The sequence below is a fragment of the Aeromicrobium marinum DSM 15272 genome (genome assembly GCF_000160775.2).
Taxonomy (GTDB): Bacteria; Actinomycetota; Actinomycetes; order Propionibacteriales; family Nocardioidaceae; genus Aeromicrobium; species Aeromicrobium marinum.
Window position 1 is genome coordinate 1,214,370 of record NZ_CM001024.1, and the last position, 20,817, is coordinate 1,235,186.

Genomic DNA, 20,817 nt, shown 5'->3' on the forward strand with positions numbered 1-20,817 from the left:
CCCGCGTAGGCTGAAGGGGTGAAGCCCACCCCGGTGAGACGCGAACAGGTTGCCCTGATCACCAACGCCCCGGAGCCGGCCAGCGCCGAGCAGGGGTCGAGGGAGAAGCGCTATGCCATCTCGATGGCGATCCGCACGATCTGCTTCGTCGGCGCGGTCGTGACCGAGGGATGGCTGCGCTGGACGCTGGTCGTCGGCGCCGTGGTCCTGCCCTACGTGTCGGTCGTGCTCGCCAACGCGGGCGTGCGCCGCACCACCGGCAAGGGCGACTCGTTCGTGCCGATGGAGGCCACCCCGATCGAGGCACCGGCGCCACGCGACGCCCTGTGAGCGCAGCACGGTGACCCTGTTCGACGACACGTCCGGCCCGGACGAGCTGATCTGCTCGTCCAAGGGCTGCACGGCTCCGGCCGCCCACGAGGTGCGGTGGAACAACCCGAAGCTGCACACCCCGGACCGGCGCAAGGTCTGGTTGGCCTGCGACGCGCACGAGCCGACGTTGCGCGGGTTCCTCGACGCCCGTGACTTCTACCGCGAGACCGTCAGTCTCTGACCGTCAACCGCCGATGGCCGACATCGGTCGGGTCGGCTGCAGGAAGCTGGGGTCGTCGATCCCGTGACCGGGAAGCTTGCCCGCCATCGCGGTGATCCAGGCCTGCGCGAGCTGCTCGTCGTCGGCGCCTCCGCGCATCGCGGCCCGCAGGTCGGACTCGTCCCGCGCGAACAGGCAGTTGCGGACCTGGCCGTCGGCGGTGAGCCGGACCCGGTTGCAGTCGCCGCAGAACGGACGCGTGACCGATCCGATGATGCCCACGGAGTGCGGGCCACCGTCGACCGAGAACAGCTCGGCCGGTGCCGAGCCCCGACCGTCCAGGGGCTGGAGGTCGAACTCCTTCGACAGCATCGCCAGGGTCTCGTCGGCGGTGACCATCGCCGCCCGGCTCCAGCCGTGCTGGGCGTCCAGCGGCATCTGCTCGATGAACCGCAGCGCGTAGTCGTTCTCCATGCACCAGCGCAGCAGGTCGGCAGCGCCGTGGTCGTTGACGTCACGCAGCAGCACGGCGTTGACCTTGACCGGCGACAGGCCCGCCTCGCGAGCGGCCTCCAGACCGGCCATGACGTCGTGCAGACGGTTGCGGCGGGTGATCTGTTCGAAGATGGCCGCGTCGATCGTGTCGAGGCTGATGTTGACGCGGTTGAGGCCGGCGTCGGCGAGCGCACGGGCGGTGTGCTTGAGTCCGAGGCCGTTGGACGTGATGGCCGTCCGCGGTCGGGAGGGCAGAGCGGCCGTCGCCGCGATGATCGACGGCAGGCTGCGGCGCAGCAGGGGCTCTCCGCCGGTGAACCGCACGTCGGTGACGCCCAGGCGCTCCACGGCGATGGCGATGAGGCGGTTCAGCTCGTCGTCGGTGAGCGTCTCCTCGGTCGGCATCCAGTCCAGACCCTCCGCGGGCATGCAGTACTGACACCGCAGGTTGCAGCGGTCGGTGAGGGAGACGCGAAGGTCCGTCGCGACGCGTCCGTGCAGGTCGACCAGGTGCATCTGTCGAGTCTACGGCCCGGGCCTCGCCCCCGCCGGGCATGTGTGGGTCGGACGACTACCGTAGGGGTGTGTACCGGTTCCTCCTGAGCGCCCGTTGGCTCGGTTTCGCGGTCTTCGTCATCGCCCTCGCTGGCGTCAGCATCCAGCTCGGGTTCTGGCAGTTCGGCAAGATGGACGACCGGGAGGCACGCACGGCAGCGATCCAGGAGTACTTCGCCGCCGATCCGGTCCCCCTCGACCAGGTCGCGCCCGCCGGCACGGGCGTGTCGCGCGCCGACGAGTGGCGACGCGTGACCGTGGAGGGCACCTACGACCCGATCCACGAGATCACGGTCAAGTTCGTCAGCCGGGACGGGCGTCCGGGTGTGGACGTGGTCACACCCCTGCTCCTCGACGACGGCACGGCCGTGCTCGTGAACCGCGGCTTCATGGTCACCCAGCGGACCAACACCCGCCCCGACGACGTGCCGCCGGCCGTGTCGGGGACCGTCAGGGCCACCGGATGGTTGCGGGTCGACAACGGGGCCGGGCCCAGCGCGACCAGCGTGGACGACGGGCAGGTCCGCGCGATCAGCTCGACCGGCCTGGCCGACCACGTCCCGTACGAGCTGCGCAGCGGGTACCTCAACCTGCAGGAGCAGTCACCGGAGCAGGTCGGCCTCGAGGCCGAGCCGCAGCCTGATCTCGGCTCCGGGCCGCACTTCTTCTACGGGCTCCAGTGGTGGTTCTTCGCCCTGCTGGCGCTCGTCGGCTACTTCTGGTTCGCGAGGATCGAGAAGCGCGACGGCCGGCCCGACCTCGAGCAGGTCGAGGCGGAGCGGGATCAGGCCAGCGCGACCAGATCCGCGTAGGTGTCGGACCACAGGTCCTCGTCGCCGTCGGGCAGCAGCAGGACCCGGTCGGGCTCCAGCGCCAGCACCGCACCCTCGTCGTGCGACACCAGCACGATCGCGCCCTCGTAGGTGCGGATGGCCCGCAGCACCTCCTCGCGGGAGGCAGGGTCGAGGTTGTTGGTGGGCTCGTCGAGCAGCAGCACGTTGGCGCTGGAGACGATCAGGCTCGCCAGGGCCAGGCGGGTCTTCTCGCCACCGGAGAGGACGCCGGCCGGCTTGGCGGTGTCGTCGCCGCTGAACAGGAAGGAGCCCAGCACGCTGCGCGCCTCGGTGTCGGTCAGCTGGGGAGCCGACATCTGCATGTTCTCCAGCACGGTGCGTGAGGTGTCGAGCGTCTCGTGCTCCTGCGCGAAGTAGCCGATCTTGAGGCCGTGACCGGGCTGGATCTCGCCCGTGTCGGGGGTGAGCGCACCGGCCAGCATGCGCAGCAGCGTGGTCTTGCCGGCGCCGTTGAGCCCCAGGATCACGACGCGGCTGCCCTTGTCGATCGCCAGGTCGACGTCGGTGAAGATCTCCAACGAGCCGTAGGACTTGCTGAGTCCCTCGGCCATGAGCGGGGTCTTGCCGCAGGGCGCGGGCTTCGGGAACTTGATGTGCGCGACCTTGTCGTTCGCGCGCTCGCCCTCGAGCCCGGACATCAGCTGCTCGGCCCGACGCAGCATCTGCTGGGCCGTGGCGGCCTTGGACGCCTTCGCGCGGAACTTGTTGGCCTGGGTCACCAGGTGGTCGGCCTTCTTCTCGGCCAGGGCACGCTCGCGCTTGCGCCGGTGCTCGTCGGCCTCGCGCTGCTTGAGGTACGACTTCCAGCCCATGTTGTAGATGTCGATCGTGGCGCGGTTGGCGTCGAGGTAGAGGACCTTGTTGACGGTCTCCTCGATCAGCTCCACGTCGTGGCTGATGATCACGATGCCGCCGGAGAACGCCTTGAGGAATCCCCTCAGCCACACGACGGAGTCGGCGTCGAGGTGGTTGGTGGGCTCGTCGAGCAGCAGCGTGTCGGCGTCGGAGAACAGGATCCGCGCCAGCTCGATCCGGCGGCGCTGACCGCCGGACAGGGTCGACAGCGGCTGGTCCATCACCCGGTCGGGGAGGCCCAGGCTCACCGCGATGGTGGTGGCCTCGGACTCGGCCGCGTACCCACCTCCGGCGGAGAAGGCCGCGTCGGCCCGGGTGTAGGCCTTCATGGCCTTCTCTGCGGTCGCCGGGTCCGGGGAGCCCATGTCGATCTCGGCCTTGCGCATCGCCGTGAGCGCCTCGTCGAGCCCGCGTGCACCCAGGATCCGGTCGCGCGCGGTGGTGGCGAGGTCGCCGCTCTTGGGGTCCTGCGGCAGGTAGCCGATCTTGCCCGAGGAGGTGATGCTGCCCGCCGCGGGCTGGCCGTCGCCGGACAGCATGCGGGTCAGGGTGGTCTTGCCGGCGCCGTTGCGGCCGACCAGACCCACCTTGTCGCCCTTGTCGACCCGGAACGAGACGTCCGACATGAGGACACGGGCGCCGAAGCGCAGTTCGACGTTGCTGACGGTGAGCATGCGAGGACTTCCTGCAGAGGGTGAGAAGGGCACAGCGAAGAGGCGACGCGACGCGTCGCCGGAATCATTCGAGCTGCGGGGTCCTCATGCGGCCAGTCTACGGGCGCAGGTGGACGATCACCGAATCCTGCAGGGTGAGGTTCGCCTCGCTGCGCAACCCCGTGGTCGCCAGGGAGCGCAGCGACCGTGAGGGCGAGGTACGAGCCCGAGGCGGACTCTCAGATGAGGTTCGCCTCGCTGCGCAACCCTGTGGTCGCCAGGGAGCGCAGCGACCGTGAGGGCGAGGTACGAGCCCGAGGCGGACTCCCAAGTGAGGTTCGCCTCGCTGCGCTCACGCCCTCGCAGGCTCGGGCTGGCGAACGTCACCTCGGTGGTCGAGGTGGTTTCGAGGCTCGCAAGCTCGCACCTCAACCACCGGAACGTCACGTGGGTGGTCGAGGTGGTTTCGAGGCTCGCAAGCTCGCACCTCAACCACCGGAACGTCACCTCGTTGGTCGAGGTGCGACGAGCTCTGCGAGGAGCCTCGAGACCAAGGGCCGGGAATCGGCCTCAACCAATGTTGAAGCCGAGGGCGCGCAGCATCTCGCGGCCGTCGTCGGTGATCTTGTCCGGGCCCCACGGCGGCATCCAGACCCACTCGATCCGGAAGTCGTTCACGAGACCGTCGAGCGCAGCGCGGGTCTGGTCCTCGATGACGTCGGTGAGCGGGCACGCGGCCGACGTGAGGGTCATCGACAGCACGGTGTTGCTGTGCTCGTCGACCTCGGCGCCGTAGACGAGCCCGAGGTCCACGACGTTGATGCCGAGCTCGGGGTCGACGACGTCCTTCATGGCCTCGATGACGTCCTCGGTCGTCGTGGCACCCGCGGGCGCGGTGCTGACGTCGGGCAGGTCGCTGTGGTCGGTGGTCATGGTGTGTCTCCTGTGGTCGTGGTGGTGACGAGTGCCTGCGACACCGCGTCCTTCCAAGCCATCCAGCCCAGCAGCGCGCACTTGACGCGCGCCGGGAACTTCGCGACGCCGGCGAACGCGATGCCGTCCTCGAGCACGTCCTCGTCCGGCTCCACCTGCCCCTTGCCCTGCATGAGCTCGGTGAAGGCGGCCAGCACCGCCATGCCGTCGTCGACGGACCGGCCGATGAGCAGCTCGTTCAGCACCGACACCGAGGCCTGGCTGATCGAACACCCCTCGGCTGCGTACGAGACGTCGGCGACGGTCTCGCCGTCGAGGTGGACCCGCAGGGTGATCTCGTCCCCGCACGTCGGGTTGACGTGGTGCACCTCGGCCTCGAACGGCTCGCGCAGTCCTGCGCCGTGCGGGTTCTTGTAGTGGTCCAGGATGATCTCCTGGTACAACGAGTCGACGTTCATCGCGTCAGTCATGGTCCACTCCCCCTCAGGCGCCGAAGTAGCTCTGGGTGTGGCGCAGGGCATCGACGAAGACGTCGATCTCCTGCTCGGTCGTGTACAGGTAGAACGAGGCGCGGGTGGTGGACTGCACCCCGAACACCTGGTGCGCGGGCTTGGCGCAGTGGTGGCCGGCCCGGACGGCGACCCCCCGGCTGTCGAGCAGCTGGGCGACGTCGTGCGGATGGATGCCGTCGAGGGTGAAGCTGATCGCTCCCCCGCGGTCGACCGGCTCGGCCGGACCGATGACCGTCAGCCCGGCCACCTCCTGCATGCGCTCGAGCGCGTAGGCGGTGATTGCCTGCTCGTGCTCGGCGACCTGCTTCATGCCGATCGCGGACAGGTAGTCGACGGCTGCCCCGAGCCCGACGGACTGCGCGATGGGCGGGGTGCCGGCCTCGAAGCGGGACGGCGGTGCGGCGTAGGTGGTGCGCTCCATCGTGACGGTCTCGATCATCTCGCCGCCGCCGAGGAACGGCGGCAGCTCGGCGAGCAGGTCGTAGCGCCCCCACAGCACACCGATGCCGGTGGGGCCGACCAGCTTGTGACCGGTGAAGGCGACGAAGTCGGCCCCCAGCGCCGCCATGTCGACGGGGATCTGCGGGACGGCCTGGGAGGCGTCGATGACGACGAGGGCGCCGACCTCGCGCGCCTTGGCGATGATGACGTCGACCGGGTTGATCGTCCCCAGCATGTTGGACACCCAGGTGACCGAGACGACCTTGGTGCGCTCGGTGATCAGGGTGTCGATGGGGGTGAGGTCGAGCCGGCCGTCCGGGGTGAGGCCGAACCAGCGCAGCGTGGCGCCCACCCGCTCGGTCACCTGCTGCCACGGCACGATGTTGGAGTGGTGCTCCATCTGGCTGATGACGACCTCGTCACCGGCGCCGATGCGCCCGGCGTCGCCGAGCACCCGTGCCACCAGGTTCAACGCCTCGGAGGCGTTCTTGGTGAACACGACCTCCTCGCGCCGCGGAGCACCGATGAACTCGGCCACCTTGGTACGGCCCGCCTCGAACGCCTCACTGGCCTCGGCCCCCAGCTGGTGCATCGCCCGTGCCACGTTCGCGTTGTGCTGCAGGTAGTGCTCCTCCATGGCCTGCACGACCTGGCGGGGCTTCTGCGAGGTGTTGGCGCTGTCGAGGTAGACCAGGGGCAGGTCCCCGGCCAGGCGGCGCTGCAGGATCGGGAAGTCCTCCCGCACCCGCTCGACGTCGAAGCTGCCCATGGTGATCAGACCCCGGCGCGCGTGTACTTGTCGTAGCCCTCGGCCTCGAGCTGGTCGGCCAGCTCGCGCCCACCGGTCTCGGCCAGACGGCCGGCGACGAAGACGTGCACGAAGTCCGGGCTGATGTACTGCAGGATCCGCGTGTAATGCGTGATGAGCAGCACGCCACGGTCACCCTGGCCGCTGAACCGGTTGACGCCGTCGGAGACGACCCGCAGGGCGTCGATGTCGAGGCCGGAGTCGGTCTCGTCGAGCACGGCGAACTTCGGGTTGAGCAGCTCCAGCTGGGCGATCTCGTGGCGCTTCTTCTCGCCGCCGGAAAAGCCCTCGTTGACGTTGCGCTGGGCGAAGGTCGGGTCGAGGGTCATCCGCTCGAGGGCGGCGTTGACGTCCTTGATCCAGGTGCGCAGCTTGGGCGCCTCGCCGTCGACGGCGGTCTTGGCCGTCCGCAGGAAGTTGGCGACCGAGACGCCGGGCACCTCGACCGGGTACTGCATCGCCAGGAACAGTCCGGCGCGTGCCCTCTCGTCGACGCTCAGCTGCAGGATGTCCTCACCGTCGAGCAGCACCTCGCCCTCGGTGACGTCGTACTTGGGGTGACCCGCGATGGAGTAGGCGAGCGTGGACTTGCCCGACCCGTTCGGGCCCATGATCGCGTGGACCTCGCCGGAGCGGACCGTGAGGTCGACGCCCTTCAGGATCTCCTGCGGTCCGTCGTCGGTGTTGACCGAGACGTGGAGGTTCTTGATCTCCAGAGTTGCCATGTCAGTTCTCCTCAGGAAGGACGACCAGGACGGCGCCGTCCTCGACGGTGGTGGGGTAGGTGGGGACCGGCTCGACCGCCGGGAGGTTCAGGGCCGCGCCGGAGGTGACGTCGAAGCGGGAGCCGTGGAGCCAGCACTCGATGGTCCGGCCCTCCACGTCGCCCTCCGAGAGCGCGATGGCGGCGTGCGAGCACTCGTCGCGCAGGGCGAAGACCTCGTCGCCGTCACGCACGAGCGCCAGCTCGCAGCCGCCGACCGTCACGGCCAGCACGCCGCCGTCCGGCACGTCGCCCAGCTGGGCGACGACCGTTCCGGTGACTGCGTGGGACTCAGACATCGGCCAGCTCCTCCTCCACGGCCGCGACCAGGCGCTCGGCGAGGTCCTCGACGTGGATGCGACGGATGATGTCGTGGAAGAACCCGCGGACGACCAGACGTCGCGCCTCGTCCTCCGGGATGCCCCGGCTCTGCAGGTAGAACAGGTGCTGGTCGTCGAACCGGCCGGTCGTGCTGGCATGGCCGGCCCCGGCGATCTCGCCGGTCTCGATCTCCAGGTTGGGGACCGAGTCGGCGGTCGCGCCGTCGGTCAGGATCAGGTTGTCGTTCTGCTCGAAGGTGTCGATGCCCTCGGCGACCTTGCGGATGAGCACGTTGCCGACCCAGACCGTGTGCGCGTCCTGGCCCTGCAGCGCGCCCTTGTAGAGCACGTTGCTGCGGGTCTTGGGCGCCGTGTGGTCGACGAACAGGCGGTGCTCGATGTGCTGGCCCGCGTCGGCCAGGTAGACCCCGAGCAGCTCGGCCGTGCCCCCGGGACCGGCGTACTCGACGTTGGTGCTGGTGCGCACCAGGTCGCCCCCGAGGCTGAACTCGAAGAACCGGATCGTGGCGTCACGGCCGACGGTGATGCCGTTCTGACCGGCGTGGACGGCGTCGTCGTCCCAGTCGTGGACCGAGATGACGTCGACCGCCGCGCCGTCACCGACCACGTAGGTCGTCGTGGCGGCGTACGTGGAGCTGCCCAGGTGGTCCAGCACGAGCGTGCCGCGGGCGTGGGCGCCGATGCGCACCACCACGTGCCCCCAGACCAGCTGGTCGGCGGCGGAGCCGCGCAGGGTGATGCGGGCGGCGGCGTCCAGCTCGGCGTTCGCGGCGACGTCGACGAGCAGCGCTCCCCCGGCGTTCTGCACCGCGAGGGCGGCGAGCCGGTCGAACGGTGCGAGCCCGCCGATCGCCACGGCCTCGTCGGTGCTGATGGCGGTGATGGTGACGCCGGCGGGCAGGTCGGAGTCGATCTGCAGGTGGGCGTCGGACGCCGCGCCGTCGAGGAGTCCGCGCAGCCGCTTGAGCGGGGTGAAGCGCCAGATCTCCTCACGGCCGGTGGGCACCGGGTGGGCCGCCAGGTCGTACGACGGCTCGGGATGCAGGTGTGACTCCACGTGCTCCAGCGCGTCGGTGATGGTCGCGGTCATCCGACAGCACCCTCCATCTGGAGCTCGATGAGGCGGTTGAGCTCCAAGGCGTACTCCATCGGCAGCTCACGGGCGATCGGCTCGACGAAACCGCGCACGATCATCGCCATCGCCTCGTCCTCGCCCATGCCGCGCGACATGAAGTAGAAGAGCTGGTCGTCACTGACCTTCGAGACGGTGGCCTCGTGGCCGAGCGTCACGTCGTCCTCGCGGACGTCGACGTACGGGTAGGTGTCGGACCGGCTCACCTGGTCGACGAGCAGGGCGTCGCACTTGACCGTGCTGGCCGAGCCGTGGGCGCCCTCGAGCACCTGCAGCAGCCCGCGGTACGACGTCCGGCCGCCGCCACGGGCGACGGACTTGGACAGGATCGAGCTGGACGTGTTCGGTGCGGCATGCACCATCTTGGCGCCGGCGTCCTGGTGCTGGCCCTCGCCGGCGAAGGCGATCGACAGCGTCTCGCCGCGAGCGCCCTCACCCATGAGGTAGACGGCCGGGTACTTCATGGTGACCTTCGAGCCGATGTTGCCGTCGACCCACTCCATGGTGGCGCCGGCCTCGCACACGGCCCGCTTCGTGACCAGGTTGTACACGTTGTTCGACCAGTTCTGGATGGTCGTGTACCGGACGCGGGCGCCCTTCTTCACGACGATCTCGACCACGGCCGAGTGCAGGCTGTCCGAGCTGTAGATCGGCGCCGTGCAGCCCTCGACGTAGTGCACGTACGAGTCCTCGTCGGCGATGATCAGGGTGCGCTCGAACTGACCCATGTTCTCGGTGTTGATGCGGAAGTACGCCTGCAACGGGATGTCGACGTGGACGCCCTTGGGCACGTAGATGAACGAGCCGCCGGACCACACCGCGGTGTTGAGGGCGGAGAACTTGTTGTCGCCGACCGGGATGACGGTGCCGAAGTACTCCTGGAAGATCTCCGGGTGCTCGCGCAGGGCCGTGTCGGTGTCGAGGAACAGCACGCCCTGGGCCTCGAGGTCCTCACGGATCGAGTGGTACACGACCTCGGACTCGTACTGGGCGGCGACGCCGGAGACGAGACGCTGCTTCTCGGCCTCCGGGATGCCGAGCCGGTCGTAGGTGTTCTTGATGTCCTCGGGCAGGTCGTCCCACGTGGCGGCCTGCTTCTCGGTGGACCGCACGAAGTACTTGATGTTGTCGAAGTCGATGCCGCCGAGGTCCGAGCCCCAGGTGGGCATGGGCTTGCGACCGAAGAGCTTGAGGCCCTTGAGTCGCTGCTGCAGCATCCACTCCGGCTCGCTCTTGAGGCCGGAGATGTTGCGGACGACGTCCTCGCTGAGGCCGCGCTGCACGGTGGCGCCGGCGTCGGTCTTGTCGGACCAGCCGAACTCGTACCGGCCGACGTCCTTGAGGCCGGGGTTCGCCGCCTCGATGGCGTTGGTCCCGGTGGGGGTGGTGGTCTCTGACGTGGTCGTCATGAGGGCAACCTCTCTGCGGTGGATCGGGCGGGGCGGGGCTGTGATGGTCGGGCGTGCGGCAGGTGGGTGGTGCAGACGCCGTCGCCGTGGGCGATGGTGGCGAGCCGCTGGACGTGGGTGCCGAGCAGCCGGGAGAACATCTCGGCCTCGGCCTCGCACATCTGCGGGAACTCCTCGGCCACGTGGGCGACCGGGCAGTGGTGCTGGCACATCTGGGTGCCGGCCGGGGTCTGGCCGACGGACGCGGCGAAGCCCTCGGCCGTGAGAGCCTCGGCCAGCCGGTCGGGCCGGTCCTCGGGGCTCGAGCCCTGCAGGTGCTCGCCGAGCCGCTGCTCCAACGGCTGCAGCCGGGCGCGGGCGAACCGGCTCACGGCGTCGTCGCCGCCGGTCTCGGCGAGGAACTCCAGGGCCTGGACGGCCAGGTCGTCGTAGGAGTGCGCGAACTGGTCACGTCCGGCGTCGGAGATGGCGAAGACCTTCGCCGGGCGGCCGCGGCCGCGGGGGCCGACGACACGCTGTTCGCGGGACTCCAGCAGACCCTCGGCCACGAGCTGGTCGAGGTGACGCCGCACGGCCGGTGCGGTGAGGCCCAGGTGGTCCGCCACGACGGTCGCCGTGGCAGGTCCCAGTCGCAGGACGGTGTCGGCCACGCGCGCACGCGTCGGTGCGTCGTCGGTCGACGTCCGCTCCGGTGCTCGCATGTTTTTCACAACACCAGTGTGACGTTATTGATTCCGGTGTTTCAACGAAGGATGGCCTTACTCGAGCATCGCGGACGGCAGGACGGTGTCGTCGGCGGCCCGGGTGCCGGCGTCCCACCCCCGCCGGTCGTACGAACGACGGCGGGACGTGGTCGTGACCCGCGGGAACAGTCGCTCGAACTCGGCGGTGACCGCCTCGCCCTGCCGGGCGAGGACGGGCACCAGAGCCGACCCGTACGAGGCCGTCGCCTCCTCGGCCGTGACGGTGAGGCGTTGCCCGATGCGCTGGGCGTAGGCGACGAGGAAGGACTTGCGGAACGACGATGAACGGTCGACCGGTGCGCTGTCGGCGGCCTGGCCGGCGTGGGTCATAGCACGGGTGGCCTGGACGAGGGTGGAGGTGAACAACATCTCGACCTGGTCGAGGTCGGTCGGCACGCCGACGACCGTGACGCTGGAGGCGAACTCGTCCCACACCGCCCGGGTGCGGTTGGCGCGCGCCACCTGGTCGAGCAGGGAGGCCTTCTCGACCGGGTACGGGTGGTGCACCAGGATCCGCCGCGCCCGGACGACCACGCCCCCCTCGATGTCGGCGGTGATCAGCGCCTCGTCGAGCGCGTGCCGGGTCATGAGGCTCTGCGCCTTGGCGGTGAAGGCCTCGGCCTCGGCGGCGAAGTCGGTCGACTCCGCCTTGGCCAGCAGGGCCCGCACGGTGGTCAGCGCCTTGGCCTGCCGGGCGTCGATCCTGCCGGTCTCCGGCACCGTCGACGGTCGACCGAGCCGATCCCACTGCGACGGGACGGCGTCGACGACCCGCACCCGGGGCAGCCCCCGGAGCAGGTCGAGGGTGACCAGCGCCGCCAGCCACGCGGCCTGGTCGGGGTGGTCGGTGCTCGGCAGTAGCTCATCAGCGGCCGGGGTCACGGAGGACTCGAGGACGTCCAGCTGGTCGAGCCACGACCGCGGTGCGCGGTGCGGCGCGCCGGACCGGTGCGACTCGACGAGGATCGCCCTGGACAGCCAGCGTGTGGCAGCAGCCGTGGTGTGTCGCCGGGACGCGTGGAGCAGGTCACGGGGCTGCCATCCCTGCTCCCACGCCGCGCCGATCCTGGCGACCACCTCGTCGACGACCGGCGGCGCCGCGCCGAGGTCGTGCAGCACCCGGATGTGCGGGCCGGCGGTAGCCGGAGCGTGCACGGCGTGCCGGACGGCGAGGTCGAGCAGCGCGGCGATGCCGTCGGCACCGGGACGCTGGTTCGACCGACGCCGCGCTTCGCGACGGCGACGACTCTCCTGACCCATGGCGTCATCCTGCCAAGTCGCACCGACACCCGGTCCTAGAGTGACGCCATGGCGAGCGACGCGGTCGAGATCGAGGCGGGCGGACGGGCGGTCCGGGTCTCGAGTCCCGGCCGGGAGATCTTCGAGGCGACCGACGACTCCCCCGCCGTCTCCAAGCTGATGGTCGCCGAGTACTACGTCGCCGTGGCGGACGGGTTGATGCGGGCCCTGCAGGACCGGCCGGTGGCGCTGGAGCGCTGGCCCAAGGGCGTGCGGGAGGACATGGTGATGGCCACCCGCGCCGACGGGCACGGCGACGCGTTCTACCAGAAGCGGATGATGCGGGGCGCTCCCTCGTACGTCGAGCCGACCCGCGTGCTGTTCCCCTCCGGCCGGCCGGCCGACGAGATGTGCGTGACCGAGATCGCCGTCGCGGTCTGGGCGGCGCAGATGGGCGCCATCACCTTCCACCCGTGGCCCACCCGCCGCACGGACAACGACCGCCCCGACGAGCTGCGCATCGACCTCGACCCGCACGGCAGCGCCACCTTCGCCGACGCCGTCCGGGTCGCGGGGGTGGCGCAGGAGCTGCTGACCGGGCTGGGCATCACGGCGTTCGCCAAGACCAGCGGCAAGCGGGGCATCCACGTGTACGTCCGCATCGAGCCCCGCTGGACCTTCACCGACGTGCGCCACGCAGCGATCGGTCTGGCCCGCGCGCTCGCCCGCACGGCGGAGGGCGTCACCACCGCCTGGTGGAAGGAGGAGCGCGGCGACAACGTGTTCATCGACTTCAACCAGAACTGTCGCGACCGCACCATCGCCTCGGCCTACAGCCTGCGACCGGCTCCCGGCGCCCCGGTGTCGATGCCGGTGACCTGGCAGGAGCTGGCCGGGCTCACCGACCCGCGGGAGTTCACCCTGCACACGGTTCCTGCGTTGCTGGCGTCACGCGGCGATGCCTGGGCGGCGATCGACGACATCGCGCACGACCTCACTCCCCTGCTCGACCTGTGGCGCGAGGACCCGACCGAGATGCCGTACCCCCCGGAGTATCCCAAGATGCCGGGCGAGCCGAAACGCGTGCAGCCGAGCAAGGCTCGGTCCGAGCCCTCCGATTGAGTGTGTTTTTTCTTGTGATCAGAGGAATAATCTCTTGTCAGACTGACCGCACCCCGGTACGATAGAACACATGTTCGAGACACTCTCCCAGCTCCCCGCCTCGTGCGGTGCAGTGGAGCCGTGGCAGTTGTCCGACGGCGAGGTCGAGGTGATGACGCGGGAAGTCCAGCGTGCTCGCGCTGCGCTCGATGCGGTGACCGTGCGGCTCGCGGAGGCTGCCGAGACCCGTGGTCTGGCGCGCGCGGGTGGTCACACCTCGACCACCGCGTGGCTGGCCGCGACGACCGGGCTGGGCAAGCGTGAGGCCGCGGCCCTGGTGGCGTTGTCGCGGCTGGCGCCGGGTGAGTGCGAGCGCACCCGTGCCGCGTGGGCTGCCGGTGACCTGTCCACCACGCAGGCCGGGACCATCCTGCGGGCGGTCGACCAGCTGCCCGACTGGATCGACGCCGACCCCCGCCACGCTGCCGAGGACGTCCTGCTCGAGCACGCACCGGCGCTGCCGGCCGACGACCTGCGCCGCCTCGCGAACCGGATCATCGAGGTCATCGACCCCGACGGCGCCGACGAGATCCTCGGCCGACAGCTCGAAGCCCAGGAGCGGCGGGCGTACGACTGCACCCGGTTGCGGTTCCTGATCGCCGGCCACGGCATGACCCGGATCCAGGGCCAGCTGCCCGACGCGCAAGCCCAGATGCTCCGCACCGCCCTCGAAGGACTCGCCGCACCTCGCCGCCAGCGCGACGGACTCCCCGCCGACGACCACCCCCACGAAGCAGCCACCCGCCGCCCGGCCGACCAACGCCTCGGCCACGCGTTCTGCGAGCTCATCGAGCACCTCCCCACCGGCGCCGTGGCCACCGCCGGCGGTCTCGCCGCGACCGTCACGGTCAACATCGACCTCAAGAACCTCACCGACCGCGTCGCGACCGCCACCCTGTCGACCGGCGACCAGATGTCCGCCGCCCAGACCCGCCGGTTCGCGTGCAACGCGCAGCTCATCCCCCTCGTGCTCGACGGGTCCTCCCGGATCCTCGACCACGGCCTCGCGAAACGACTGCACGACCGCTACCAACGCATCGCGCTGGCCAAGCGCGACGGTGGCTGCTCCTGGAAGGGCTGCGACCGACCACCGGCCTGGTGCGAGGCCCACCACCTGACCCCGTTCAGCCAGGGCGGCGAGACCTCCGTCGACAACGGTGCCCTGTTCTGCTTCGTCCACCACCACCTCCTGCACGACGACGACTGGTCAGCGCGACTCGCCCCCGACGGAGTCGTCGAGGTCATCCCCCCGTCGAGGATCGACCCCCAACGCCGGCCACTACGCCACACCCGACACCTCAAACTCAGACCCCGCGCCGCATAGCCCGCACACGCGGAGGGACACAGGCTGGCTTGCCGGCCTGTGTGCGGCACCGGATAGGGAGCGAGCCCATCCCCATCTGACTGACTTGCCTGTCAGTGTGTTGCCGGTCACGGACGCAGCCATTAGCCTGCTCGCGGGAGGGTCGCCGGGAGGCACCCAGTGAGACGCACCATCGCCGCGGTCGCAACCGCCATGGCCCTCGTGGCCGCACCCGTCCAGGCGGGGGCCGCGACGACCCCTGCGCCCGGACCGTCGGTGGTCGACGACCTGGCCAACATGGCCGACGCCTACGGCCGGATCACCGGCCCGGGTGGGCAGCTGCGCAACGGCAACTACCTGCCGGCGCTCGTCCGGCAGATCGGGCTGCTGTCCGCCGCCCAGCTCGCGGCGCAGGCGGTGACGCCCACCCGGCTGTCGCTCACCGCCGGCACCCTGGTCCCCGGGTGGAACGTCGGCAACCCGCTGCGGGCCGGCTGGGCCGGCACCCGCGGGGTCGCGACCCCGGTGGCCTTCACGAACCGCTTCGGAGCCCTGCTGCGGGGCACCGTCTACACGCCCAAGCCCGGCGCGACCGACCCGTACACGGGAGCCCCGCTCACCGGTCCCTTCCCCGGCGTCGTGGTGACACCGGGATCGGTGCAGGGCTCGGCCGGCATGTACGCCTGGCTGGCCCAGGACCTCGCCGAACGCGGCTACGTCGTCCTGGTCTACGACGTGCAGGGCCAGGGGTCCAGCGAGACCCTGCCGCACACCACGGGCAGCATCTTCCCCTTCTGCAACCCGCTGGCGCCCGCGCAGGACACGGAGATGACGGGGTGCCCGGGCGTGCCCTTCCAGCAGGAGGCGAACTTCGTCAAGGGCACCGAGGACGCGATCGACTTCTTCCTGTCGACCCCCACCGCCCCCTACGCCAACCCCGCGTCGGCCGGAGCACCCGTCAACGCCTTCAACCCCGTGTGGGAGCAGTTCGACAGCAGCCCCGACCCGGCGGCCGCGACCCCCGGCCGCACCACCCGGCTGGCGATCGTGGGCCACTCGCTCGGCGGGTCCGCCGTGTCCAAGGTGCAGGGCACCGATGAGCGGGTGGCGACCGTCGTGGCGCTCGACAAGCTGCAGGCAGACGGCGCCGTCCCGTCGGTGCCCGCCCTGGCCGTCCAGTCCGAGTACGGCTTCACGGTCTCCCCCGCCGCGCTCTCCGGTGGCGACACGCTCCTGCCCGCCCCGGGTCAGCCCGTTCCCGGACGTGAACGCGCCAGCGGGTTCGACGCCTGGCAGGCGGCCGGACAGGACGCCCTGCTGGTGGTGCCGCGTGCCTCCACCCACCTGGAGTACACCGACATCCCCTACGTGCTGCCCGCCAGCCGGTTCGGCCAGGCGCTCACCAGCGTCTACGTGCAGGCCTGGCTCGGCCACCAGCTCAAGGACGAGCCGGCCGAAGCCCTGCTGGCGACGTCGTTCCGCTACCTGGAGCCGACCGGCAAGGGTCGCTGGGCCCCCGTGACGTTGCAGCGTGACGCCCTGCTGAGCACCCGCTACTGCTCGGCGATCGACGTCGGTCCCCTGCTGGACGACGACCTCACCGGGGTCGGCTGCTAGAAGATCGGCTCGCCGGTGGCCATCCGCCGGCGCACGTCGTCGATCGACCGGGTGAACGGGAAGCCCCGTGCACCCGCAGGCAGGTGGCGCACCACGAGGGCGAGGCGCCGGGAGAAGCGGTCGAAGCGACGCTCGTCGGCCGCCGACCACGGCAGTCGCATCTCCTGGCGCAGATGCTCGGGCAGGAAGCCGGCGGTCACGTGGAGCCGGCGACGGACGACGGCCGCGGGGACCCGACCGTCGATGTACTCCAGCCGGACGACCCGCAGGAGGTAGTCGCGGACCGGGTCGTCGATCGACGTCGCCGCGAGGCCCTCACGCCAGTAGTCCTCGAAGGCGTCGCGATCGGCCGGCCACCACGAGGCGGGCATCTGCAGCATCGCGCCGAAGATCGCCCCCTCGGCGTAGAACCGTTCGCGGTCGGAGCCCAACGGTCCGTGCACGGCCTCCCGTGCCTGTTCGAAGCCATGGAAGAGGCAGGCGGCCACCCAGCGCTGGAGCTCGGGGTCGAACGCTCCCGGCACCCGCGCGTGGGACCCGTTGGTCGCGGCACGGAACGCGGCGCGCTCGGCCGCGGACCCGTGGACGGCGACGGCGAGGAACCCGACAGTCGTCCGTCGTCGTCGCGACGGGTTGCCGAACAGGCTCCCCTCGGTCACGACGCTGTCCTTGACCGCGTACCCGATGGCCGGGCGGGCCAGCTGCATCACGACGTTGGCGGCGCCGGACACCGCGACGTAGGGGGTTGCCGCGGCGGCGAGCAGGGGTGTCGGGAGGTCGTCGAGGTCGCCGATCACGTCAGCACGTCGGAGAGCCGGTACCCGACGACCTCCTCGAGCTGGGCGTACGTGCACGAGGTGGCCTCACGATCAGGGCGCCACCGCTTGAACTGAGCGGTGTGCCGGAAGCGGGCGGTGTCCCCCGGGCCCTCCATGTGCTCGTAGCCGACCTCGGCCACCCGCACCGGCGCCAACGGCACGAACGACAGGTCCTTGCCGGCCGACCAGCGGTTCTGCCCCATCTCCAGATCGCCCCACGGGTGGTCGGACAGGTCGACCACGTCGCCGGCGAGCTCCTCGACCAGCTCGGCCCGGCGGGCGGCGGTGAAGGACGCGCACACCCCGACGTGACGGAGCGTCCCGTCGCCGGCGTATAGGCCCAGCAGCATCGAGCCCAGCAGCGGCGAGTCCTCGGTGGAGTTCTTGTGCGGCCGGTAGCCGGCCACGACCACGTCGGCGGTGCGGGCGTGCTTGACCTTGATCATCGTGCGGCCGCCGGGCACGTAGACGGAGGTCAGCGACTTGGCCATGACGCCGTCGAGCCCGGCACCCTCGAAGGCGGCGAACCACTGCTCGGCCTCGGCCGGGTCGGTCGTGGTGCGGGTGAGGTGCACCGGCGCACCGACGCCGGCCAGGGCGTCCTCCAGCCGCGACCGCCGCTGTGCCAGCGGGGTGTCGAGCAAGGACTCGTCGCCGAGCGCGAGCAGGTCGAACACGACCAGACGGGCGGGCGTCTGCTCGGCGAGGTGGTCCACGCGGCTGGCCGCCGGGTGGATCCGGGCGCTCAGAGTGTCGAAGTCGAGCCGGTCACCGACGGCGACCACGATCTCGGCGTCCACCACGCAGCGCTCCGGCAGCTGGCGCAGCACCGCCTGCACGACGTCGGGGAAGTACCGCGCGAGCGACTTGGTCGAACGGCTGGCGAGCTCGACCTCGTCGCCGTCACGGAACACCAGACACCGGAAGCCGTCCCACTTGGGCTCGAACAGCATGCCGGCATCACCGCCGGGCACCCGCGCGGCCGACTTGGCGAGCATCGGCACGAGCGGTGGCATCACCGGAAGGTCCATGCAGGTCAGCCTAGGAGGCGAGCCCGTGCACGTCACGCCTAGAATGTCGGGGTGTCAGCCCCTGCCGTCGAGATCTCCGGTCTCGTGATGCGCTACCGCGGCGTCACCGCCGTCGACGGACTGGACCTCACCGTCGCCGCCGGGACCGTCACGGCGATCCTGGGACCCAACGGAGCCGGCAAGACCACGACCATCGAGACCTGTGAAGGGTTCCGCCGTCCGCAGCAGGGGCGCGTGAGCGTGCTCGGCTGTACCCCCGGCTCCGCCGAGCTCCGTCCCCGCATCGGCGTGATGCTGCAGGCCGGCGGTGCCTGGTCGGGGGTCCGTGCGCGGGAGATGCTGGCCCACGTCGCCTCCTTGCACGCGCACCCGCTGGCCGTCGACCCGCTCGTGGAGCGCCTCGGCCTGGCAGCCTGCGGGTCCACGCCGTACCGCCGGATGTCCGGCGGACAGCAGCAGCGGTTGAGCCTCGCGATGGCCGTCGTCGGGCGACCGGAGCTCGTGTTCCTCGACGAACCGACGGCGGGGCTCGATCCCCAGGCACGGCGCGCCACCTGGGAGCTCATCGAGGAGCTGCGGGCGAGCGGCGTCACGACGGTCCTCACGACCCACTTCATGGACGAGGCCGAGGCGTTGTCCGACCAGGTCCACATCGTCGACGCCGGCCGGGTCATCGCCTCGGGCACCCCGGCCGAGCTCGCCGCGACCGGCGCCGGCAACACCATCCGCTTCCGGGCCCGGGCGGGCCTGGACGTCATCAGTCTCATGGCGGCCCTGCCGGCCGACACCAAGGTCGAGGAGCGTGCGCCCGGCGCCTACGTCCTCACCGGTGAGGTCGACCCCGCGCTGCTGGCGACGCTCACCGCCTGGTGCGCGAGCCACCACGTCCTGGCGGAGTCGGTGCTGGTGGAGCGTCAGACCCTCGAGGACCGGTTCCTCGACCTCACCGGGAGGACCCTGCGATGAGCCTCGACCTGTCGCCGCGGCCCGGCGCGGCCTCCACCCGCGCCATGGTGCGGTCGCAGACCGCCATGGAGCTGCGGCTGCTGGCTCGCAACGGCGAGCAGATCCTCGTCACCCTCGTGATCCCCCTGCTGCTGCTCGTCATGGGCACCCGCGCCGGCAGCATCGTCGACCTCGGCGAGGGGCGCACGATCGACATCATCGCGCCCGGTGTGCTCGCCCTGGCGGTGCTCTCGACCTCGTTCACGTCACTGGCGATCAGCACGGGGTTCGACCGCCGGTACGGGGTGCTGAAGCGGCTCGGCGCCTCTCCCCTGCCGCGCTCGGGGTTGCTCGTCGCCAAGGTCCTCGCGGTCGTGGTGGTGGAGCTGGTGCAGCTCGTGGTGCTCGTCGGTGCCGCCCTCGCGCTGGGCTGGCAGCCGGAGGGCGGAGCCACGGCCTGGCTGTGGCTGCTCGCCCTGGCGGGGCTCGGCACGGCGGCCTTCGGCGCCTTGGGCCTCCTGATCGCGGGCACGCTGCGGGCCGAGGCCACCCTCGCCCTTGCCAACCTCGTCTACATCCTGCTGCTGGTCGGCGGCGGACTGATCGTCCCGCTGTCGCGCTACCCCGAGGGGGTGCAGCGCGGACTCGAGCTGCTGCCGTCGGGTGCCCTCGGCCAGGGCCTGCGGGACGCCTTCGCCGGTGACGGCGTGGGCGTCGCCCCGGTCGTGGTCCTCGCCGTCTGGGCGCTGGTCGCCGGCGCCGTCACCTCCCGGACGTTCCGATGGGAGTGATCGCCCGGTTCCGTGCCCCGGACCGCGCCTTCGTCCTCGGGTGGGCGTGGGCGTCCCTGGTCGCGAACACCGTCATCATCCTCACCGGTGGACTCGTGCGCCTGACCGGATCCGGTCTGGGCTGCCCGACCTGGCCGAGGTGCACCGAGGACTCCTTCGTGCCCCAGGGTGAGCTGGGCATCCACGGCATCATCGAGTTCGGCAACCGGCTGCTCACCTACGTGCTGATCGCCGTCGCCGTGGCCACCTTCGTCGCCGTGGTGCGCTGGGCCGGATCGACCCCGGCGATGCGACGGCTCGTCCTCGTGATGGCCCTCGGCATCCCGTTCCAGGGCGTCATCGGCGGCATCACCGTGCTGACCAACCTCAATCCGTGGATCGTGTCGCTGCACCTGATCCTGTCGCTGGGTCTCGTGACCGCCTCCACGGTGCTGGTCGGGTGGGTCCGTGGGGAGGACCGCACCCGCGTGCCGGTCAGCGCCCACCGGCTCGTCGTCCTCGCCGTCGTGCTGATGTGGGTCGCGGTCTACCTCGGGACCGTCGTCACCGGCAGCGGCCCGCACGCCGGCGATGCCGACTCGCCCCGCAACGGTCTCGACCCGGCGGCCTGGAGCCGTCTGCACGCGCTGTCGGTGTGGGCGCTGGTCCTCGTGACGGTGCTGGTGGTCCGGGCGGTGTGGTCCACGGCCGCCCGCCGAGCCGCGATCGTGCTGCTCGCGGTCGAGCTCGCCCAGGGCGCGATCGGCTACGTGCAGTACCTCACCGACCTGCCCGTCGCGCTCGTGGCGGCCCATCTCGTCGGGGCAGCCGTGCTCGTCGCCGCCGCGACGAGGCTGATGGCCGGAGTGCGCAGCGAGGCAGGTGCCAGGGCGCTAGCGTGACGGCG

At 70.9% G+C, this 20,817-nt stretch carries 22 protein-coding genes; 9 read left to right on the forward strand and 13 right to left on the reverse strand.

Annotated features, from left to right (window positions below; genetic code table 11):
• The first annotated feature begins 18 nt into the window (after positions 1–18).
• Both HMPREF0063_RS06310 and HMPREF0063_RS06315 read left to right on the forward strand, forming a co-directional pair.
• A complete protein-coding gene (locus HMPREF0063_RS06310; protein WP_007077819.1) occupies positions 19–330 on the forward strand; it encodes a DUF3099 domain-containing protein in 312 nt (103 codons plus the stop codon).
• A gap of 10 nt (positions 331–340) precedes the next feature.
• Positions 341–553, forward strand: coding sequence for a hypothetical protein (locus HMPREF0063_RS06315; protein WP_007077820.1), 213 nt, complete (start codon positions 341–343; stop codon positions 551–553).
• 3 nt (positions 554–556) lie between these two features.
• Here the strand turns inward: HMPREF0063_RS06315 and moaA are convergent, their stop codons facing one another.
• A complete protein-coding gene (moaA, locus tag HMPREF0063_RS06320) occupies positions 557–1,543 on the reverse strand; it encodes a GTP 3',8-cyclase MoaA (protein WP_007077821.1) in 987 nt (328 codons plus the stop codon).
• A gap of 68 nt (positions 1,544–1,611) precedes the next feature.
• On the opposite strand from moaA, the gene HMPREF0063_RS06325 reads away from it, so the two are divergent.
• Positions 1,612–2,394 (forward strand): SURF1 family cytochrome oxidase biogenesis protein, encoded by a 783-nt coding sequence (locus tag HMPREF0063_RS06325; protein ID WP_050760915.1) that lies wholly within the window; start codon positions 1,612–1,614, stop codon positions 2,392–2,394.
• On the opposite strand, the gene HMPREF0063_RS06330 is transcribed toward HMPREF0063_RS06325, so the two are convergent.
• From HMPREF0063_RS06330 to HMPREF0063_RS06375, 10 genes are all read right to left on the reverse strand, one after another.
• Complete coding sequence (locus tag HMPREF0063_RS06330) at positions 2,367–3,965, reverse strand: ABC-F family ATP-binding cassette domain-containing protein (RefSeq protein ID WP_007077823.1); 1,599 nt, start codon at positions 3,963–3,965, stop codon at positions 2,367–2,369. The genes HMPREF0063_RS06325 and HMPREF0063_RS06330 overlap by 28 nt on opposite strands.
• Positions 3,966–4,514: 549 nt before the next feature.
• Positions 4,515–4,877, reverse strand: a complete 363-nt coding sequence (locus tag HMPREF0063_RS06335; RefSeq protein ID WP_007077825.1) for a metal-sulfur cluster assembly factor — start codon at positions 4,875–4,877, stop codon at positions 4,515–4,517.
• A complete protein-coding gene (gene sufU / locus HMPREF0063_RS06340; RefSeq protein ID WP_040320142.1) occupies positions 4,874–5,335 on the reverse strand; it encodes a Fe-S cluster assembly sulfur transfer protein SufU in 462 nt (153 codons plus the stop codon). The genes HMPREF0063_RS06335 and sufU overlap by 4 nt, the downstream gene beginning before the upstream one ends.
• 25 nt (positions 5,336–5,360) lie before the next feature.
• The gene (locus HMPREF0063_RS06345) at positions 5,361–6,599 is read right to left on the reverse strand and encodes a cysteine desulfurase (protein WP_007077827.1); all 1,239 of its coding nucleotides are present in this window, start codon (positions 6,597–6,599) and stop codon (positions 5,361–5,363) included.
• A gap of 5 nt (positions 6,600–6,604) precedes the next feature.
• A complete protein-coding gene (sufC, locus tag HMPREF0063_RS06350) occupies positions 6,605–7,363 on the reverse strand; it encodes a Fe-S cluster assembly ATPase SufC (protein WP_007077828.1) in 759 nt (252 codons plus the stop codon).
• 1 nt (position 7,364) lies between these two features.
• Positions 7,365–7,700: a non-heme iron oxygenase ferredoxin subunit gene (locus HMPREF0063_RS06355; protein ID WP_007077829.1), complete on the reverse strand. Its 336-nt coding sequence runs from the start codon at positions 7,698–7,700 to the stop codon at positions 7,365–7,367.
• Positions 7,693–8,832: a Fe-S cluster assembly protein SufD gene (gene sufD / locus HMPREF0063_RS06360; protein ID WP_007077830.1), complete on the reverse strand. Its 1,140-nt coding sequence runs from the start codon at positions 8,830–8,832 to the stop codon at positions 7,693–7,695. The genes HMPREF0063_RS06355 and sufD overlap by 8 nt, the downstream gene beginning before the upstream one ends.
• Entirely contained in the window at positions 8,829–10,283 is a 1,455-nt protein-coding gene (sufB, locus tag HMPREF0063_RS06365; RefSeq protein ID WP_007077831.1) for a Fe-S cluster assembly protein SufB, read from the reverse strand. The genes sufD and sufB overlap by 4 nt, the downstream gene beginning before the upstream one ends.
• Positions 10,280–10,984, reverse strand: coding sequence for a helix-turn-helix transcriptional regulator (locus tag HMPREF0063_RS06370; RefSeq protein WP_007077832.1), 705 nt, complete (start codon positions 10,982–10,984; stop codon positions 10,280–10,282). Before HMPREF0063_RS06370 ends, sufB begins: the two co-directional genes overlap by 4 nt.
• A 57-nt stretch (positions 10,985–11,041) precedes the next feature.
• On the reverse strand, positions 11,042–12,286 hold the full coding sequence (locus HMPREF0063_RS06375; protein WP_007077833.1) for a DUF2786 domain-containing protein: 1,245 nt from the start codon (positions 12,284–12,286) through the stop codon (positions 11,042–11,044).
• Between the two features lie 48 nt (positions 12,287–12,334).
• Between HMPREF0063_RS06375 and HMPREF0063_RS06380 the strand changes: the two genes are divergently transcribed.
• The 3 genes from HMPREF0063_RS06380 (at position 12,335) to HMPREF0063_RS06390 (ending at position 16,346) form a co-directional block, all read left to right on the forward strand.
• The gene (locus tag HMPREF0063_RS06380; protein WP_007077834.1) at positions 12,335–13,387 is read left to right on the forward strand and encodes a DNA polymerase domain-containing protein; all 1,053 of its coding nucleotides are present in this window, start codon (positions 12,335–12,337) and stop codon (positions 13,385–13,387) included.
• Positions 13,388–13,457: 70 nt separating this feature from the next.
• Complete coding sequence (locus tag HMPREF0063_RS06385; RefSeq protein WP_007077835.1) at positions 13,458–14,750, forward strand: HNH endonuclease; 1,293 nt, start codon at positions 13,458–13,460, stop codon at positions 14,748–14,750.
• Positions 14,751–14,909: 159 nt separating this feature from the next.
• Positions 14,910–16,346, forward strand: coding sequence for an alpha/beta hydrolase family protein (locus HMPREF0063_RS06390; protein ID WP_007077837.1), 1,437 nt, complete (start codon positions 14,910–14,912; stop codon positions 16,344–16,346).
• Here the strand turns inward: HMPREF0063_RS06390 and HMPREF0063_RS06395 are convergent.
• Both HMPREF0063_RS06395 and HMPREF0063_RS06400 read right to left on the reverse strand, forming a co-directional pair.
• Positions 16,343–17,143 carry an oxygenase MpaB family protein gene (locus tag HMPREF0063_RS06395; protein ID WP_007077838.1) on the reverse strand — a complete coding sequence of 267 codons (801 nt, stop codon included), beginning with the start codon at positions 17,141–17,143 and terminating at the stop codon, positions 16,343–16,345. The two genes, HMPREF0063_RS06390 and HMPREF0063_RS06395, sit on opposite strands and share 4 nt — an antisense overlap.
• On the reverse strand, positions 17,140–18,195 hold the full coding sequence (locus HMPREF0063_RS06400) for an ATP-dependent DNA ligase (RefSeq protein WP_007077839.1): 1,056 nt from the start codon (positions 18,193–18,195) through the stop codon (positions 17,140–17,142). Before HMPREF0063_RS06400 ends, HMPREF0063_RS06395 begins: the two co-directional genes overlap by 4 nt.
• A 51-nt stretch (positions 18,196–18,246) precedes the next feature.
• Between HMPREF0063_RS06400 and HMPREF0063_RS06405 the strand changes: the two genes are divergently transcribed.
• The 3 genes from HMPREF0063_RS06405 to HMPREF0063_RS06415 are packed head-to-tail and all read left to right on the forward strand — an operon-like array spanning position 18,247 to position 20,812.
• Complete coding sequence (locus HMPREF0063_RS06405; RefSeq protein WP_007077840.1) at positions 18,247–19,161, forward strand: ABC transporter ATP-binding protein; 915 nt, start codon at positions 18,247–18,249, stop codon at positions 19,159–19,161.
• On the forward strand, positions 19,158–19,931 hold the full coding sequence (locus HMPREF0063_RS06410) for an ABC transporter permease (RefSeq protein ID WP_007077841.1): 774 nt from the start codon (positions 19,158–19,160) through the stop codon (positions 19,929–19,931). The genes HMPREF0063_RS06405 and HMPREF0063_RS06410 overlap by 4 nt, the downstream gene beginning before the upstream one ends.
• Positions 19,922–20,812: a COX15/CtaA family protein gene (locus HMPREF0063_RS06415; RefSeq protein ID WP_007077842.1), complete on the forward strand. Its 891-nt coding sequence runs from the start codon at positions 19,922–19,924 to the stop codon at positions 20,810–20,812. Before HMPREF0063_RS06410 ends, HMPREF0063_RS06415 begins: the two co-directional genes overlap by 10 nt.
• The last annotated feature ends 5 nt before the right edge of the window (positions 20,813–20,817 follow it).

Coding starts and splice junctions, on each gene's coding strand:
- HMPREF0063_RS06385 (WP_007077835.1), top strand. CDS start 13,458: ATGTTCGAGACACTCTCCCAGCTCCCCGCCTCGTGCGGTGCAGTGGAG.
- sufB (WP_007077831.1), bottom strand. CDS start 10,283: ATGACGACCACGTCAGAGACCACCACCCCCACCGGGACCAACGCCATC.
- sufC (WP_007077828.1), bottom strand. CDS start 7,363: ATGGCAACTCTGGAGATCAAGAACCTCCACGTCTCGGTCAACACCGAC.
- sufU (WP_040320142.1), bottom strand. CDS start 5,335: ATGAACGTCGACTCGTTGTACCAGGAGATCATCCTGGACCACTACAAG.
- HMPREF0063_RS06415 (WP_007077842.1), top strand. CDS start 19,922: ATGGGAGTGATCGCCCGGTTCCGTGCCCCGGACCGCGCCTTCGTCCTC.
- HMPREF0063_RS06400 (WP_007077839.1), bottom strand. CDS start 18,195: ATGGACCTTCCGGTGATGCCACCGCTCGTGCCGATGCTCGCCAAGTCG.
- HMPREF0063_RS06335 (WP_007077825.1), bottom strand. CDS start 4,877: ATGACCACCGACCACAGCGACCTGCCCGACGTCAGCACCGCGCCCGCG.
- HMPREF0063_RS06370 (WP_007077832.1), bottom strand. CDS start 10,984: ATGCGAGCACCGGAGCGGACGTCGACCGACGACGCACCGACGCGTGCG.
- HMPREF0063_RS06345 (WP_007077827.1), bottom strand. CDS start 6,599: ATGGGCAGCTTCGACGTCGAGCGGGTGCGGGAGGACTTCCCGATCCTG.
- HMPREF0063_RS06375 (WP_007077833.1), bottom strand. CDS start 12,286: ATGGGTCAGGAGAGTCGTCGCCGTCGCGAAGCGCGGCGTCGGTCGAAC.
- HMPREF0063_RS06355 (WP_007077829.1), bottom strand. CDS start 7,700: ATGTCTGAGTCCCACGCAGTCACCGGAACGGTCGTCGCCCAGCTGGGC.
- HMPREF0063_RS06410 (WP_007077841.1), top strand. CDS start 19,158: ATGAGCCTCGACCTGTCGCCGCGGCCCGGCGCGGCCTCCACCCGCGCC.
- HMPREF0063_RS06380 (WP_007077834.1), top strand. CDS start 12,335: ATGGCGAGCGACGCGGTCGAGATCGAGGCGGGCGGACGGGCGGTCCGG.
- moaA (WP_007077821.1), bottom strand. CDS start 1,543: ATGCACCTGGTCGACCTGCACGGACGCGTCGCGACGGACCTTCGCGTC.
- sufD (WP_007077830.1), bottom strand. CDS start 8,832: ATGACCGCGACCATCACCGACGCGCTGGAGCACGTGGAGTCACACCTG.
- HMPREF0063_RS06330 (WP_007077823.1), bottom strand. CDS start 3,965: ATGCTCACCGTCAGCAACGTCGAACTGCGCTTCGGCGCCCGTGTCCTC.